At 70.4% G+C, this 16384-nt stretch carries 9 protein-coding genes and 1 pseudogene; 6 read left to right on the top strand and 4 right to left on the bottom strand.

The genetic code is table 11. The features are described from left to right. Positions 1-151: 151 nt before the first annotated feature. The 4 genes from ACYUED_RS34765 to ACYUED_RS34750 all read right to left on the bottom strand — a co-directional run bounded on the left by ACYUED_RS34765 (position 152) and on the right by ACYUED_RS34750 (position 6153). Positions 152-2131, bottom strand: a complete 1980-nt coding sequence (locus ACYUED_RS34765) for a glycoside hydrolase family 31 protein (RefSeq protein ID WP_491288557.1) — start codon at positions 2129-2131, stop codon at positions 152-154. Between the two features lie 289 nt (positions 2132-2420). Further along, positions 2421-3374 carry a carbohydrate ABC transporter permease gene (locus ACYUED_RS34760; RefSeq protein ID WP_491288556.1) on the bottom strand — a complete coding sequence of 318 codons (954 nt, stop codon included), beginning with the start codon at positions 3372-3374 and terminating at the stop codon, positions 2421-2423. Continuing rightward, entirely contained in the window at positions 3371-4417 is a 1047-nt protein-coding gene (locus ACYUED_RS34755; protein WP_491288555.1) for an ABC transporter permease, read from the bottom strand. The genes ACYUED_RS34760 and ACYUED_RS34755 overlap by 4 nt, the downstream gene beginning before the upstream one ends. A gap of 53 nt (positions 4418-4470) precedes the next feature. Then, complete coding sequence (locus ACYUED_RS34750; RefSeq protein WP_491288554.1) at positions 4471-6153, bottom strand: ABC transporter substrate-binding protein; 1683 nt, start codon at positions 6151-6153, stop codon at positions 4471-4473. A 393-nt stretch (positions 6154-6546) separates the two neighbouring features. Here ACYUED_RS34750 and ACYUED_RS34745 point away from each other — a divergent pair, with 393 nt between their 5' ends. The 6 genes and pseudogenes from ACYUED_RS34745 (at position 6547) to ACYUED_RS34720 (ending at position 16253) form a co-directional block, all read left to right on the top strand. Next, positions 6547-9390 (top strand): glycoside hydrolase family 3 C-terminal domain-containing protein, encoded by a 2844-nt coding sequence (locus ACYUED_RS34745; protein ID WP_491288553.1) that lies wholly within the window; start codon positions 6547-6549, stop codon positions 9388-9390. An 89-nt stretch (positions 9391-9479) separates the two neighbouring features. Further along, positions 9480-10994 (top strand): glycoside hydrolase family 43 protein, encoded by a 1515-nt coding sequence (locus tag ACYUED_RS34740; protein WP_491288552.1) that lies wholly within the window; start codon positions 9480-9482, stop codon positions 10992-10994. 55 nt (positions 10995-11049) lie between these two features. After that, positions 11050-12804, top strand: a complete 1755-nt coding sequence (locus ACYUED_RS34735; protein WP_491288551.1) for a cellulase family glycosylhydrolase — start codon at positions 11050-11052, stop codon at positions 12802-12804. Between the two features lie 136 nt (positions 12805-12940). Beyond that, positions 12941-13629: pseudogene (locus ACYUED_RS34730) on the top strand (beta-galactosidase); the annotation flags it as partial. 157 nt (positions 13630-13786) lie between these two features. Further along, the gene (locus ACYUED_RS34725; protein ID WP_491288550.1) at positions 13787-14050 is read left to right on the top strand and encodes a Beta-galactosidase C-terminal domain; all 264 of its coding nucleotides are present in this window, start codon (positions 13787-13789) and stop codon (positions 14048-14050) included. Positions 14051-14093: 43 nt separating this feature from the next. Beyond that, positions 14094-16253 (top strand): alpha-galactosidase, encoded by a 2160-nt coding sequence (locus ACYUED_RS34720; RefSeq protein WP_491288549.1) that lies wholly within the window; start codon positions 14094-14096, stop codon positions 16251-16253. The last annotated feature ends 131 nt before the right edge of the window (positions 16254-16384 follow it).

Raw genomic sequence — 16384 nt, 5'->3', positions numbered from 1 at the left:
AATCCTCATTCCCGCTGGTCAGAGGAGCCTTCTGCTTACGCGATCACCAGTCGGACAACCCCCTTCGTGAAAGCATGAGGCTAGAAGCGAGCGTGCGCTGCGGGAGAGGGACCGCATGACTGCTCGTTCCTTCGTTGCGCTTCATGGAAGGTCAGCCGAGCCGGGCTGCGACGTCGGCCCCTTGCCGTACGAAGACGGGGATGCGTTCCAGTGGGGCCTGCGCGTCGAGCGTCGTTCCGCCCTCCACGACGTCTCCGGTGACCGGGTCGAGCCAGCGGGCGCCGGACGGCAGATACACCCGGCGGACCCGGGCGCCCGCCTCATAGACGGGTGCCACCAACACGTCGGGGCCGAGCAAGAACTGGTCGTCCACCTCCCAGGCGCGCTCGTCCTCGGGGAAGTCGAAGAACAGAGGGCGCATCGGCGGGGCGCCGGTGCGGTGGGCGTCCTCGGACAGCCGCCGCAGGTAGGGGCGCAGGCGCTCGCGCAGCAACAGGTGGTCGCGGAGGATGCCGTACGCCTCCTCCCCGTACGACCAGACCTCGTTCGGCCCCCCGGTCATGTCCGTGGAGAAGGTGGGGTGGTTGGGCTTCCTGTCCCCGTGCAGCCGCATGACGGGGCTGAAGGTGCCGTACTGGAACCACCGGATCAGCAGTTCGCGGTACGCGGGGTCGTCCGGGTTGCCGCCGAAGAAGCCGCCGATGTCGGTGTTCCACCAGGGAATGCCGCTCATCGCGACGTTCAGGCCGGCCCTGATCTGGCGTGCGAGGGAGTCGAAGGTGGTGGGGATGTCGCCGGACCACAGCAGGGCCCCGTACCGCTGGCTGCCCGCCCAGGCGGAGCGGATCAGCGACAGCGGCCGGTCCTCGCCCGCCGCGCGCAGGCCGTCGGCGACCGCGCGGGCGTGCAGCAGGGGGTAGAGGTTCGCGGCCGCGGCGGCCGGCCCGGCGGCGTAGACGGCGCGGTCGGAGTGATCGCGCGGCAGGTCGGGCTCGCAGGCGTCCAGCCAGAAGCACGCCACACCCCTCGAACGGTAGTTGTCGTTCAGCCGCTGCCACAGCGCGGCGCGTGCTCCGGGGTGGGTGGCGTCGTAGTACGCCATCGGGCGTATCAGCGCATCTCCGCCGTACCGGGACGGCCACGGGAAGGTGAGCAGGCGGCCGTCGGTGTCCCGTACGAGGTGTCCGGCCGAGCGCAGTTCGTCGTACGTGTCACTGCCGGGCTCGACGGTGGGCCACACCGAGACGGCGAGTTTCACCCCGAGGTCCGTCAGCTCGTTGACCATGGCGGCGGGGTCGGGCCACTCGCTCTCCTCGAATCGCCAGTCGCCCATCCTGGACCAGTGGAAGAAGTCGCAGACGATGACGGACAGCGGCAGTCCCCGCTGCTTGTACTCCCGTGCCACCGCCAGGAGTTCGTCCTGGGTGCGGTAGCGCAACTTCGACTGCCAGAATCCGGACGCCCACTCGGGCAGGAGGGGCGGGCGTCCGGTGGCCTGCGTGTAGGCGTCCAGGATCTGGGCCGGGGTGTCGCCGGCGGTGATCCAGTAGTCGACGCGCCCGGCGTCGGCGGACCACCGGGTGGTGTCGGCACCCAGTTCGACACGGCCCGTGGCGGGGTTGTTCCACAGCAGTCCGTAGCCGCGCGAGGAGTGCAGAAAGGGGATGGCCGCCACGGTGTTGGCCTGGACGAGGTCGATCACACAGCCTTTCTGGTCCAGACGCCCGTGCAGATGCTGCCCCAGACCGTGCAGCCGTTCACCGTCGTAGGCTTCGAAGGACTGTTCCGTCCGGCCGCCCGCTGCATGGACGCGAGAGCCGGCGTGATGCGCGTACGGGCTCCTCTCGGCGAGGAGTTCGCGGCCCGAGACGGCGTGACAGAACCTCAACCGGCCGTCCGCCGAGGCCTCGACAGCCAGGCGGCCGTTGACCAGGCGGGCACAGCCGTCCTCCGATACGGACAGTTCGGCGTGCGGGCAGGGCGCGGGGTTCTCCAGCGCACCGGGGGCGGCGGGGTCGATGGTCCCGGACGAGGCCCGCACCCGGACGGCGTCCGGTCCCCAGGGCTCGATGCGGAGGATCTCTGCGGCGGTGTGCCGCTCCAGACCGCCCGCGACAATGCTGTAGGACAAGGTGTTTCCTCTGTTCTTCTCAAGTGGCGGGTGAGTACGGCCGGTCGCCGATCACCGACGCCGTCTGCGCTTTTCACAGCAAGAGCAACGACCCGGATCCAAGGCCGGCTATCCCAGCGCCCGGAGCCGGGCGACGGAGTCGGCGAGCATTCGGCGGCAGAATGGAGATCGCCCGCTTGCCGCTGGGCACGTAGCTGACCGTGCTGGGCGAGACGCCCGCGGCCTTGGCCACCTCGGCCGGTGTCACCCTGCCGGTGGTTCCCTCTTTCGTTCTGTCGCTGACGTGCCGTCAGCCCTTGATGGCGCCGGTGAGCACACCGGTCTTGAAGTGCTTCTGCATGAACGGGTAGACGAGCAGGATGGGGACCAGCGTCAGCACCACCACGGCCATCTGCAGGGACAACGGTGCGCTCTGCTGGTGCAGCGACCCGAACCCGGAGTTGGTGGTGCCGGGGATGGACTGGCCGTAGCTGACGTACTGGAGCAGCACGTACTGCAGCGGCCACTTGGCGCTCTCCGTCGGCATGTAGAGCATGACGTTGAAGAAGGAGTTCCAGTAGCCGACCGCGTAGAACAGGGCGATCACCGCGGTGACCGCGCGCGAGGTGGGCAGTACCACCGACCACAGGGTGCGCCACTGGCTGCACCCGTCCATGCGGGCCGCGTCGATGAGGTCGGCCGCCGTGCCGGAGTAGAAGGCGCGCAGCACCAGGATGTTGAAGACGGAGACCGCGCCGGGCAGGATCAGCGCCCAGTACTGGCCGTAGCCGCCGAGGCCGGTGACGAGCAGGTAGGTGGGGATCAGTCCGCCGCTGACGAACATGGTGACGATCAGCACCATGAGGATGGTGCGGTGTCCGAACGAGCGCGAGCGGGAGAGGCCGTAGGCGCAGAGCACCGAGACGACCATCGACAGGAGGGTGCCGACCGCGGTGATCACCAGGCTCACCAGCACGGCCCTGGTGACCGGGCCGTCCCCGAGCACCGCACGGTAGGCGTCCAGAGTGAGGCCGTCGGGGACCAGTACCAGGCCACCCGCGCGGTTGATCGCCCCGCTGGTGGAGAAGCTGGTCAGCACCACGATCCAGAGCGGCACCAGTACGACGGCGAGGACCAGGAGCAGCACGCCGCCCTTGAGGGTCTGTCCGGCGGCGCCGGGCTTCTCGTCCCACGCAGGGCGGCCCTTGTTGCGGTCGGGCCGAAGGGCGGGCCGGTTCTGAGTGTGCGTCAGCGTCTGGCTCATTTCCGGTACAACCCGTCCTCACCGAAGGCGTGCGCGATCCTGTTGGCGCCCCAGATCAGCAGCAGCGAGATCACGCTCTTGAACAGCCCGGCGGCGGCGCCGTAGCTGTAGTTGTTGGTGGTGATGCCGTAGTAGAAGGAGAAGGTGTCCAGCACGTCCGCCGTGTCGTGGCCGACGGCGTTGCGCTGGATCAGGAACTGCTCGAAGCCGACGGTGAGCGCGTTGCCCAGCCGCAGCACCAGCATCAGCACGATGACGCCGCGCATGCCGGGCAGGGTGATGTGCCACATCCGGCGCCACCGGCCCGCGCCGTCGACCGCGGCGGCCTCGTAGAGGTTCTGGTCGATGGCGGCCAGCGCCGCGAGGAACACGATGATGCCCCAGCCGGCCTCCTTCCACACCGCCTGCGAGGTGACCAGCAGCGCGAAGGTGTTCGGGTCGGTCATCACGTCCCAGGTCACCAGGTTGTGCTGGGCGAGGAAGTGGTTGAGCACCCCAGCGCCCCCGAGCATCTGCTGGAAGATGGTGATGGCCAGCACCCAGGAGAAGAAGTGCGGCAGGTAGACGACCGACTGGATGAAGTTCCGCAGCCGCTCGCTCATCACCGAGTTGAGCACCAGGGCCAGCGCGATCGGGATCGGGAAGAACAGCACCAGTTGCACGAAGCTCAGCCAGAGGGTGTTGCGCAGCGCTCCCCAGAACAGCGGGTCGTTGAACAGCGTCCGGAACTGGTCGAGCCCGGCCCAGTCGCTGTGGAGCACGCCGACCAGCGGGTCGTAGTACTCGAACGCGGTGATCAGGCCGAACAGCGGCGCGTAGTTGAAGACCAGCAGCAGCGCGACAGCCGGCAGGGTCATCAGGATCAACGACCTGTCCCGGCGCAGGTGCAGCCGCCAGGTCAGTCCGCCCTCCTGGGCCCGCCCGGGCCGCGTCCTCGGCCGGGCGCGGCCGTTGGCGTCCGGCTCCGTGTCGGCCGCCGGTTCGGTGCCGCCGGAGCTGCCTCCGCCGGCCTTCTTCGTCTTGGTGGTGAACGTGCCGGCCACCGTTCCTCCTCGCTCCGCGGCGGGCCGAGCGGCCCGCCGCCTGACGTCGTCTGCTACTGGCCGGTGCCGTACTTGTCCAGGACTTCGGTCTGGTACCAGTTCTTCAACTGGTTGCCGCCGCTGGACTTCCAGGAGGACACGGCGGCCTGGACGTCGGAGACCTTCTTCAGGCCGTGGGTGACCTCGGTGATGGTGTCCACGACCGACTTCGCGGCAGCCGCGGTGGCGTACCGCTGCGGCACGGTGATGTTCATGCCGTAGAACACCGGCTTGTAGACGTGCGGGGCGGTGCGGGCGAACCAGGACGTGTAGTCCTTGGTCACCTGGTCGGCGCCGGGGTTGCTGATCACCTGCGGGGGCGAGGCGAGGAAGTTGTAGGTGGTGGGCTGGGCGTACTTCTTGCCCTCGTCCGTGTAGCTGGGCATCCCGTTCACCATCGTGTGGTGGACGCCCTCGGCGCCGTACGTGATCATCGTGTACTCGGTCGAACCGTAGGGCGCCGCAAGGTAGTTGGCGACGGCCAGCAGCTCCTCGATCTGGTCCGGGGAGAGCCTGGCGTTGAGGTAGCTGATGACGCTGGAGGCGGCGCCGAGGAAGATCTGCGGGTTGGACTTCCCGTCGGCGGCGATGACGTTGAACGCCCCGCGCCGGTAGTTCTTGTTCGCGGCGGTGCCGGACTGGCGGTCCGACAGGGTCCAGGCGCCGGTGCCGCCGCCCTGGATCAGTTCCTTGCCCGCGTAGAAGCGGGTGGCACTGGCGTCGGCGTTGCCGGCCAAGGCGTCGGGGTGCACATAGCCGGACTTGGCGAGCTTGTAGTGCCAGTCGAGTGCCTCCAGGAACTCGGGCAACTCGTAAGCGTGGACCAGCTTCCCGCCCTTGACCGTCCACCCGGGCGGGAGCCCCCAGGAGAGGGACAGGTAGGTCCACACGTCGCCGAACGCCCACACGCCGGCCTTGGCGCTGGTCAGTTCCTTGCCCAGGCTCATGTAGTCGTCGGCGGACTTGACCTGGTCGGCGGTGATGCCCTTCGACTCCAGGATGTCGGCCCGGTAGAAGACGTGGCCGGCCAGCGGCATACCGCTGGCGCTGCACGGGATGCCGTAGAGCTTGTCCTCCCAGGCTCCGACCTGCCAGGCGAAGGTGGGGAGGGCGGCCAGGTTCGGATACTTCTTGATCTTGTCCCCCGCCAGGTACGGCGTAAGGTCCGCCAGCTGGGTACCAGCCAGCCCCCCCATGTTGAACGCCGCGTTCCACCAGGTGGGCAGCTGGATCCAGTCCGGCAGCTTCTTCGACGCGGTCATCGTCGGGACGATGGTGTCGTAGCTGACGCCGTTGGCCGGCTTGATGGTGAGGTTCACGCCCAGCGCCTTGTTGACGGCCTGGTAGAACGAGTTGTTGGCCGGCGGGATGGTCCCCCAGAGCGGGGTGACGGCGGTGTAGCTGCCGCCCTTGCCCGGGGTGCCGGACACCGTCGAGATCTGCTTGGCCGGGTAGGTGAGGAAGGCCGGGTCGGTGAACGCGCCTGCCGCGCCCCGCACCGAGGGGATGTCGGGCTTGACGGCCTGTCCCGGCACGTAGTCCGGCAGCGCGGCCCTCAGGCCGCTCTTCGAGTTGGTCCCGCCCTTGCTGCGGGAGGAGCCGCCGCCGCAGGCGGACAGTAGGGGTGACAGGGCAGTAGCCCCGGCGACGGCGACTGCGCCGTTCACGAAGGCTCTGCGGTTCATTGCGATGCTCATGGTGGGCGGCCCTTCGCCGGTGACGATCCGTATCGAGCGACGTGCGGGTGTGCGGCGGTGTGGAGGGGACGGTGCGAACGGCACCATCGACATGCAGGCAACCGGCAGGTTGTCGTCGCGTCCCTGCGGAGCGTCGAAGCGCTTGAATGATGCCGAGAGGTTAGGAGTGGCTTCACGCACGATGCAAGAGGTGCGGCGGAAAATCTCACCCGCAACATGAACAGGGTTTTCTTGGAAACTTTCTCTTGACAGTCCTTTGGGCGCATGCCAGCGTCGAAGCGCTTCAACACGCCATCCTCACCACCGCCCTCGGACCACCGGAGCCGGCCATCTGGCCCTTCCGTCCTGGGCGTTCCACCCTGCCTCACACACACCTGCAAGGGACTTCCACCTGTGAGCACCGCTGCCGTCACGCTGCCCTTCCGCGATCCGGGGCTCCCACTCGCCGAGCGCGTCGAGGACCTGCTCTCCCGGCTGACCCTCGAGGAGCGGATCGCGATGCTGCACCAGTACTCGCCCGCGATCCCGCGTCTCGGGGTCGCCGAGTTCCGCACCGGCACCGAGACCCTGCACGGCGTGTCCTGGCTGGGCGAGGCCACCACCTTCCCGCAGGCCGTGGGCCTGGGCGCGACCTGGGACGAGAACCTGGTCCGCGAGGTGGCGGCGGCGATCTCCGTCGAGCAGCGGGCCTTCCACCACCACCGGCCGCCCGTCAGCGGCACCGGCCGCAACAGCCTGCAGGGCTGGGCGCCGGTGGTGAACCTGCTGCGCGACCCGCGCTGGGGCCGCAACGAGGAGGGCTACTCCGAGGACCCGCTGCTGTCCGCCCGGCTGGGGACGGCGTTCTGCCGGGGCATGACCGGCGACCACCCGACGTACCTGCGCACGGCCCCGGTGCTCAAGCACTTCCTCGCCTACAACAACGAGGACGACCGCTGCACCACCTCCTCGGCGATTCGGCCCCGGGTGCTGCACGAGTACGACCTGGCCGCCTTCCGCTTGGCCATCGCCACCGGCGCGGCGACCGGCGTCATGGCCGCCTACAACCTCGTCAACGGCCGCCCCTGCCACGTCAGCCCCCTGCTCGAGCAGGAGCTGCGCCGCTGGGCCGAGCCCACCGGTCACGAGCTGTTCGTCGTCAGCGACGCCGAAGCCCCTTCCAACCTGGTCGACCCGGAGCACTACTTCGACGACCACGCCGCCTCCCACGCCGCCGCGCTCAAGGCCGGCATCGACTCCTTCACCGACCACGGCGAGGACAGCCCCGTCACCATCGGCCGGATCACCGCCGCCCTCGAGCGCGGCCTGCTGACCCAGGACGACATCGACCGGGCGGTGCGCCGCCAGCTGTCGATCCGCTTCCGCCTCGGCGAGTTCGACCCCGACCTCGACCCCTACGCCGGGATCGGCTGGGACGTCGTCAACTCCCCCGCACACCAGGCCCTGGCGCTGCGCGCCGCCACCGAACAGGTGGTACTGCTCAAGAACACCGGGCTACTGCCGCTGGCCCCGGAGCGGCGGATCGCGGTGGTCGGGCCGCTGGCCTGCACCCTGTTCGAGGACTGGTACAGCGGCACCCACCCCTACCGCGTCACCGTCTCCGACGGCCTCGGCATCGAAGGGGTAGAGGGCGTGGACCGGATCGTGCTGCGCACCACCGACGGGCAAGCGGTCACCGCCGTGGGCGAGGACGGCCTGCTGGTGCTCGGCCAGGCCCAGGACACGGACGCCGCCGCCCAGTTCGACCTGTTCGACTGGGACCTGGGCGTGCTCACCCTCCGCTCCGCCGCCACCGGCCGGTACGCCTCCCTGCGCGCGGCCGACCAGCGCGTCACCGCCCACCGCGACCAGCCCGGCGACTGGTTCGTCCACGAGACCTTCCACCTCGAACCCGCCACCGACGGCACCGAGGTGCTGCGCAACCAGCTCACCGGCCGCTACGCCCAGGCCGACCCCGCCACCGGCGAGCTGACCATGACCGCCGACACCCCCGAGCAGGCCCTGCGGTTCACCCGCACCACCGTCCGCGACGGCATCATCTCAGCCGTCGCCGCCGCCCAAGCCGCGGACGTGACCATCGTCGTGCTCGGCAACGACCCTCACATCAACGGCCGCGAGACCCAGGACCGCGCCGGGCTGCGGCTTCCCCCGCAGCAGGACCGGCTGCTGCGCGAAGTCGCCGCCGTCCAACCCGACACCGTTCTCGTCGTCATGTCCAGCTATCCCTACGCGGTGAACTGGGCCGACCGGCACCTGCCCGCCATCGTCTGGACCTCCCACGCCGGCCAGGAGACCGGCCGCGCGCTCGCCGCCGTCCTGCGCGGCGACACCGACGCCACCGGCCGCCTCCCCCAGACCTGGTACCGCAGCGACGACGAACTCCCCGCACCCCTCGACTACGACATCATCAAGGCCGGCTGGACCTACCAGTACCACCAGCCCGTACCCCTCTACCCCTTCGGCCACGGCCTGTCCTACACCACCTTCGACTACGGCGAACCCAAGCTCGGCCACACCGAGTTGGACGCGGACGGGGAGGTCACCGCCACCCTCACCGTGACCAACACCGGCACCCGCCCCGGCACCGATACCGTCCAGCTCTACACCCGCCACCTCGACGCCCGTTACCACGCGCCCCAGCTCCGCCTCGCCGCCTACCGCAAAGTCCGCCTCGCGGCAGGCGAGACCACCGAGCTCGAGTTCACCCTGCCCGCCGCCGACGCCCTCGCCCACTGGGACGTGGCCACCAGCGCCTTCACCGTCCACCCCGGCCGCTACGAACTGATCACCGCCCGCTCGGCAAGCCGGCCGGTCCGCAGTGCCACCCTCACCGTCACCGGCCCCGCACCGGAGCCTCGCCGCGTCCTCGAAGTCCCGCTCCACGCAGCCGACTTCGACGACTACGAGAACATCACCCTCGTCGACGCCACCCCCACCCACGGCGACGCCGTCACCCCCACCGCCGAGCACGGCGAACTCCTCTTCCGCGACGTCGACCTCACCGGCGCCGGCTCCGTCGCCCTCCGGGTCTCCCGCACCGCCGCCGGCACCGCCCAGCTCCAACTCCGGACCGGCGACCGCCTGCTGACCACCGTCACGGTCCCCTCCACCGGCGACCGCCACACCTGGACCACCGTCCTCGCCGACCTCACCGGACACCAACCCACCGGTGTCCACGACCTCCGCGTCATCCTCACCGGCGAACAACGCCTCACCACCCTCACCTTCACCCCCTGAGAGCCAACGGCGGCCGTACCTCCGTGAGGGGAGGCACGGCCGTCGTCCCCAACGCCCTCCCTTCCGTTTCCCTACCGAGGACCTGCCCTATGCCGACGCCCCAGCCGTCCACCGTCGCGACGAACCCGGTGATCCCGGGCTTCCATCCCGACCCGAGCATCTGCCGGGTCGGCGAGGACTACTACCTCGCCTGCTCCAGCTTCGAGTACTTCCCCGGCGTGCCGATCTTCCACAGCCGCGACCTGGTGAACTGGACGCAGATCGGTAACGTCCTCGACCGGCCGAGCCAGCTGCGGCTGCCCGTGGAGACGTCCTCGTCCGGAGGCATCTACGCGCCGACCCTGCGCCATCACGACGGGCGCTTCTGGCTCATAGTCACCAACGTCTCCGGCGGCGGGAACCTGGTGGTCACCGCGACCGATCCGGCCGGCCCCTGGTCCGAGCCCGTTCACGCGCCCGGCGTGCCCGGCATCGACCCCGACCTGGCCTGGGACGAGGAGGGCAACTGCTGGTGCACCGTCGCGGGCGTCGGGCAGGTGCCGTTCAACCCGTACACCGGCGAGACCCTGGGCGAGCCGTACCGCGTGTGGTCCGGTACGCCCGGCGCCGCCGCGCCCGAGGCGCCGCACCTGTACCGGATCGGCGAGTACTGGTACCTGATGATCGCCGAGGGCGGCACAGAGCGCGGCCACGCCGTCTCCATCGCCCGTGGCCCCTCTCCTCGGGGGCCCTTCGAGCCGTGCCCCGCGAATCCGATCCTGACCCACCGCAGCACGACCAAGCCCGTGCAGAACACCGGGCACGCCGACCTGGTCCAGGCGCCGGACGGGAGTTGGTGGATGGTGCTGCTGGGCGTCAGGCCTCAGGGCGGCACCCCGGGCTGGCACGTGCTGGGACGTGAGACCTTCCTTGCGTCGGTCACCTGGGAGGACGGCTGGCCCGTGATCGGCGAGATCGGCCTCGAACTCGCGGAACTTCCCTGGCAGGTGTCGCCGCCTCAGCCGCTGCCCGAGCGGGACGACTTCGATGCCGCCGAGCTCCGGCCCTGCTGGATCTCGCTGCGGGACCGCCCGGCGGAACTGGTCGGCACCAAGGAGCGCGACGGCTGGCTGACCCTGCGCGCCCGCGGCAGCTCCCTCGACGAGCCGGACGTCGTCTTCGTCGGCCGCCGCCAGCAGCACCTCGCCTTCGAGGCGCGCACGCTGATCGACCCCGGTACGGGCACCGGCGGCCTGGCCATGCGGCTGGACGAGCGCCACCACTACGCGATCGAGGCCGACGCCGACGGGCGGGTCCGGGTGATCGCCCGGATCGGCCCGGTCCGGTCCGTCGTCGCCGAACGCGCGCTCCCCGCAGGCCCGTTGGTCCTGTCCGTGCGTACCGGCCCGGCCCCCGAGCCGCACGACGCGCGCAGGGGCCCGGACTCGCTCGTCTTCGCGGTCGGAACGGCGGACGGCACGACGAGCGACCTGGCGTCCGTGGACGGCCGCTACCTGTCGACCGAGGTCGCCGGCGGCTTCACCGGCCGCGTGATCGGCCTGTACGCCACCGCGGGCACGGTCTGCTTCGACTGGTTCGACTACGAGCCTCTCCCGCTCCCCTGAGTACGCGTCAGGGGCCTCCTCGCCCCACCACCCATTTCATCCGAAGGGACGAACCGTGAACGACGCACAGCAGAAGGGCACACCGCGCGCCGCCCGCCCACACAACCGCCGCCTGCACCGGACGGCCGGGCTCCTGGCGGCCGTGGTCACCGCCGGCAGTCTCACCTGCGGCACCGCCGTCGCCTCACCGGCCGGCCAGGCGCCGGCAGCAGCGCACCACACCCCCCGTAGCGCGATGGCCGCCGTGGCCCAGATGCAGCCCAGCTGGAACCTCGGCAACACCTTCGACGCGATCCCCGACGAGACCTCGTGGGGCAACCCGCTCACCACCAAGGCCACGTTCGACGGTCTCCGCGCCCAGGGCTTCCGCAGCGTCCGGATTCCCGTCACCTGGTACCCCCACCAGTCCGACACCGCCCCGTACACCATCGACCCCGTGTGGATGAAGCGGGTCAAGCAGGTGGTCGACTGGGCGTTGGAGGACGGCCTCTACGTCGAGATCAACGTCCACCACGACTCGTGGAAGTGGATCGCCAACATGTCCACCGACCACGACAACGTGATGGCGCGGTTCAAATCGACCTGGCAGCAGATCGCCACCACCTTCAAGGACGAGCCGCGCAAGCTGCTCATGGAGAGCATCAACGAGCCGCAGTTCTCCAACGCGACCGACGCCCAGAAGACCCAGTACCTGCGGGAACTCAACACCTCTTTCCACGACGTCGTGCGCAACTCCGGGGGCGGGAACAAGGACCGCCTGCTCGTCCTGCCCTCGGAGGAGACCAACAACGCCCAGCACTGGCTCGACGACCTGTCCACGACGATGAGCTCGCTGCACGACCCCAACCTGGTCGCCACCGTGCACTACTACAGCTGGTACCCGTTCAGCGTGAACATCGCCAACGGGACCGCCTACGACGCAACGGCCCAGAAGGACCTGACCGACGGCTTCGCCCGGGTGCACGACACCTTCGTGGCCAAGGGCATCCCCGTCTATCTCGGCGAGTACGGCCTGCTCACCTCGCCGTACTCCGGCGTGGTCGAACGCGGCGAGATGCTGAAGTACTTCGAGCACGTCAACTACGAGGCGCGCATCAACGGCATGACCTCCGCCGTCTGGGACGCCGCCAACGACTTCCTGAACCGCTCCACCATGAAGTGGCAGGTCCCCGAGATGAAGGCCCTGATCCAGAGCTCCTGGCGGACCCGCTCGGGCACCGCCTCCACCGACAACATCTTCCTGCCGAAGTCCGGTCCCATCGCGGCGCAGACCATCACGCTCAACCGCAACGGCCTCTCGTTCACCGGCCTCTGGCAGGGCGACCGCCCGCTGATCCCGTTCGTCGACTACACCCTCAACGGCGACCGGCTGACGCTGACCGCCGACGCCCTCACCCGGCTCGCCGGCGACCGTGCTGCCGGCGTCGACGCCACCCTCGAGGCCCGGTACTCCGACGGCGTCCCGTGGAAACTCTTCGTGCGCTCGTACGACAAGCCGGTGATGACCGACGCCACCGGAACCGAGGACGGACTCACCATACCCACCCAGTTCAACGGTGACCTGATGGCCAACGTCGAGTCCACCTACGCCGACGGCACCGCCGCCGGCCCGGCTTCCTGGACCACCTTCCAGTCGTTCGACAACTACCGCCCCGACTACGGCAACAACACCACCACCGTCAAGGCCGACTTCCTCAAGACGGTCAAGGACGGCGCCCCGGTGACGCTCACCTTCCACTTCTGGAGCGGCGCCACCGTCACCTACCACGTCACCCGTTCCGGCTCGACCGTGACCGGCACCGCCACCTGAGCCAGGACCAGCCGGCACCGCGAACCGCCCCGGTGCGGAGCCTCCTCCCCGGACCTCCGCACCGGAGCACCCAGGTCAACCCCCGTGCGACCGGCCGGTGTTCGGCCGGCCGCACCGCCCCGGCCGGAGGACCGCCGTGACCACGCTTCCGCCCCGCGTGCTGTTCGCGGCCGCCTACTACCCCGAGTACCACCGGATGGACCGCATCGAAGCCGACCTCGACCTGATGGCCGAGGCCGGCTTCACGGTGGTCCGCGTCGGCGAGTCGGTCTGGTCCACCTGGGAGCCTACGAGCGGCCGCTTCGACCTGGAGTGGCTGCAGCCGGTCCTCGACTCCGCACACGCCCGCGGCATCGCGGTGGTGCTGGGCACCCCGACCTATGCCGTCCCCCGTGGCCGGCCCGGCTCCACCCCGAGATCGCCGCGGAGGACGCCATCGGCCGCCGTGCCCCGCGGGGCGCCCGCCAGGAGATGGACATCACCCACCCCGCCTTCCGCTTCCACGCGGAGCGCGTGGTCCGCCGCATCCTCGCCCGCCACGCCGACCACCCGGCCGTGATCGGCTTCCAGGCCGACAACGAACCCGGCTGCCGGCTGCCGCACAACCACGGCGTCTTCCAGCGCTTCGTCGACGACCTGCGGGCCCGCTACGGGGACGTGGAGACGCTCAACCGGGAGTGGGGCCTGGTCCACTGGTGGCACCGGCTGACCACCTGGGCCGACCTGTGGACCCCGGAGGGCAACGCGCAGCCGCAGTACGACGTGGCCTGGCGCGCTTTCCAGGCCCGGCAGACCACCGAGTTCATCACCTGGCAGGCCGAACTGCCGCTCCGGGCCGTGCCGGAGAGCCCGTTGCAGCTTCCGGCGGGGGCCCGGGCGGCCCGCTGGGTGGATGCCCTGGTCACCGACGGCGCCGAGGTGCTGGGCAGGAAAATTTCTTGGTTGTTTCCAAGTAATTTCTGCGGCAACGAACCGTTTGGCCATGAGCACGTCAATTCTTTCCTCTGACTCCGAGCCTCCCCGGCGGCTGGCTGCGCACCGGGCGCTCCCGCCCCTTCAGGAAATTTTCGTTCATACGTCTGCGAGGAGTGACCCCCGCCGGGCCGCCGACGGACGCGCCTGGCAGTTCCTGCTCAACCACCGGCGCGACGCGGTGCCGCTGCCCGACCCCGGCCACGACCTGCTGACCGGCACCGGCGTCAGCGAACTGCCGCCCGGCGGCTGCGCCGTACTCCGAAGGTTCTGAACTCCCCTGCCTCCCTTGACCGTTCCTCCGGAAAGGAATCCCCATGACCGAGGAATCCCCCACCATCCGCTGGGGCCACGACGCCCTCCACCTGGAGATCGGCACCGACCCGGACGGCCCGCCACGGCTGCGCCGGTTCGGCGTCCCCGGGCAACTGCCGGCGGAACCGCCCGCGGCGGCGCCCCTGCCGCTCGTCGAAGCCACCACCACCAACCACGGCCACCACTGGTCCGGACACCGGGTGATCGACACCGTCATCGGCGCCGACCTGCGCTACCGCGGGCACACCGCAGCCCGGGACGGCGCCTGGCACCGGCTGACCGTCCAGCTCCATGACCCGGCCGGCGGACTGGCCGCGGAGGTGGTCCTCAGCTCCCCCGACGGCGTCCCGGCGCTGCGCAGCCAGGTTGTGATCCGCAACGAGAGCACCCAGAGCCTGCGCCTGGAGTCCGTCACCTCCCTCGTGCTGGGCGGCCTCACCGCGGATGCGGACCTCGAGGCGGCCGACCTGCTGTGGGCGGAGAACGACTGGCTCGCCGAGTACCGCTGGCAGCGCCGGCCGATGCGGCTCAGCTCACCGGTCCTCAGCGGCCGCGTCCACTACCGGTACGGCAAGGGCGGCTTCGCCGTCGCCGGGCAGGGCACGTGGTCCAGCTGCGACCGGCTGCCGATGGGCGGGCTGACCGACCGCCGGACCGGCCGGACGTGGGTGTGGCAGATCGAGCACAACGGCGGGGGCTGGCACTGGGAGTGCGGCGAGCACGACGACTCCGCATACCTGGCCCTGTCCGGACCGAGTGCCGGACGGCACGGCTGGTCCCGGCTGCTGGAGCCCGGCGCCTCGTTCGAGACCGTCCCGGTCGCGATCGCCTTCGGCGTCGAAGGACCCGACGAGGCCTTCGCGGCGCTCACCCGGTACCGGCGCGCCGTCCGCCGACCGCACCCCGACCACCGGCGCCTGCCCGTCATCTTCAACGACTACATGAACTGCCTGATGGGCGACCCGACCACGGCCAAACTACTCCCCCACATCGACGCGGCCGCCGCGGCGGGTGCCGAGTACTTCGTCATCGACGCCGGCTGGTACGACGACAACGAGGGCGACTGGTGGACCGGCGTCGGCGCCTGGGAGCCCTCGTCCTCCCGCTTCCCCGGGGAGCGCGGCATCCACGAGGTGCTGGACCGCATCCGGCAGCTCGGGATGGTCCCCGGCCTCTGGCTCGAACCCGAAGTCGTCGGCGTGACCAGCCCGTTGGCCCACTCGCTGCCGGCGGAGGCGTTCTTCCGCCGCGACGGCGTCCGGGTCGTCGAGAGCGGCCGCTACCACCTGGACCTGCGCCACCCGGCCGCACGCGACCACCTCGACCGGGTGGTGGACCGCCTGGTCGGCGAACTCGGCATCGGCTACGTCAAGTTGGACCACAACATCGACCCCGGGCCGGGCACCAGCGGGAACCCGGGCGAGGCTGCCGCCGACGGCCTGCTCGGCCACAACCGCGCCCACCTGGACTGGCTGGACGGCGTCCTGGACCGCCACCCCGACCTGGTCCTGGAGAACTGCGCCTCCGGCGGCATGCGCACCGACTACGCGCTGCTGTCCCGGCTCCAGCTCCAGTCCACCAGCGACCAGCAGAACCTCACGCTCTACGCGCCGATCGCGGCCTCCGCGCCCACCGCGGTCACCCCCGAACAGGGCGCCGTCTGGGCCTACCCGCAGCCGGAGGACACCCTCGACGAGGTCGCCTTCACCATGGCCAACGCCCTGCTCGGGCGGATCCACCTCTCCGGGCGGCTCCCGGAACTGTCGCCCGCCGCACAGGACTTGGTCGCCGAGGCGGTGGCCGCGCACAAGGCCCTGCGCGCCGACCTGGCCACCGCGCTGCCCACCTGGCCGCTCGGACTCCCTGCCTGGGACGACCCGTGGATCGCCCTCGCCCTGCACACCCCGGCCACCACCTACCTCACTGTCTGGCGCCGCCCGGGCGGGAAGGACACGACCGTGCTCCCGCTGCCGCAGTTCCGTGACGCCGCCGTACGCGCGGAGGTGCTGTACCCCTCCACCAGTCAGGCACGCTCCCACTGGAACCAGGAGAGCGCCGCCCTGAAGCTGACCCTCCCCGCCGCACCGTCCGCCGTCGTGCTCCGGCTCGTCCCGGAAACCGGCGGGCAGGAGGCCGCGGGACCGGCGACGCCGATCGGGTGAAGCCTGATGAGGGGCTCCGCCCCGGGCCGGGGATGCCAGAATGACCCCAGCAAGGCACGCTCGCACGTCGCAGCCGTCCCTCCCGTACCAGGAGGCGGGTCCCGGGTGGAGCCATGGTCGAGGAAGGGCGA

It is taken from the genome of Streptomyces sp. DF42 (assembly GCF_058267695.1).
This window is presented reverse-complemented; position numbering and strand designations above follow the sequence as displayed.

Excerpts from the sequence above, each read along its gene's own strand:
- ACYUED_RS34760 (WP_491288556.1), bottom strand. The coding sequence starts at position 3,374 with ATGAGCCAGACGCTGACGCACACTCAGAACCGGCCCGCCCTTCGGCCC.
- ACYUED_RS34750 (WP_491288554.1), bottom strand. The coding sequence starts at position 6,153 with ATGAGCATCGCAATGAACCGCAGAGCCTTCGTGAACGGCGCAGTCGCC.
- ACYUED_RS34740 (WP_491288552.1), top strand. The coding sequence starts at position 9,480 with ATGCCGACGCCCCAGCCGTCCACCGTCGCGACGAACCCGGTGATCCCG.
- ACYUED_RS34725 (WP_491288550.1), top strand. The coding sequence starts at position 13,787 with ATGAGCACGTCAATTCTTTCCTCTGACTCCGAGCCTCCCCGGCGGCTG.
- ACYUED_RS34720 (WP_491288549.1), top strand. The coding sequence starts at position 14,094 with ATGACCGAGGAATCCCCCACCATCCGCTGGGGCCACGACGCCCTCCAC.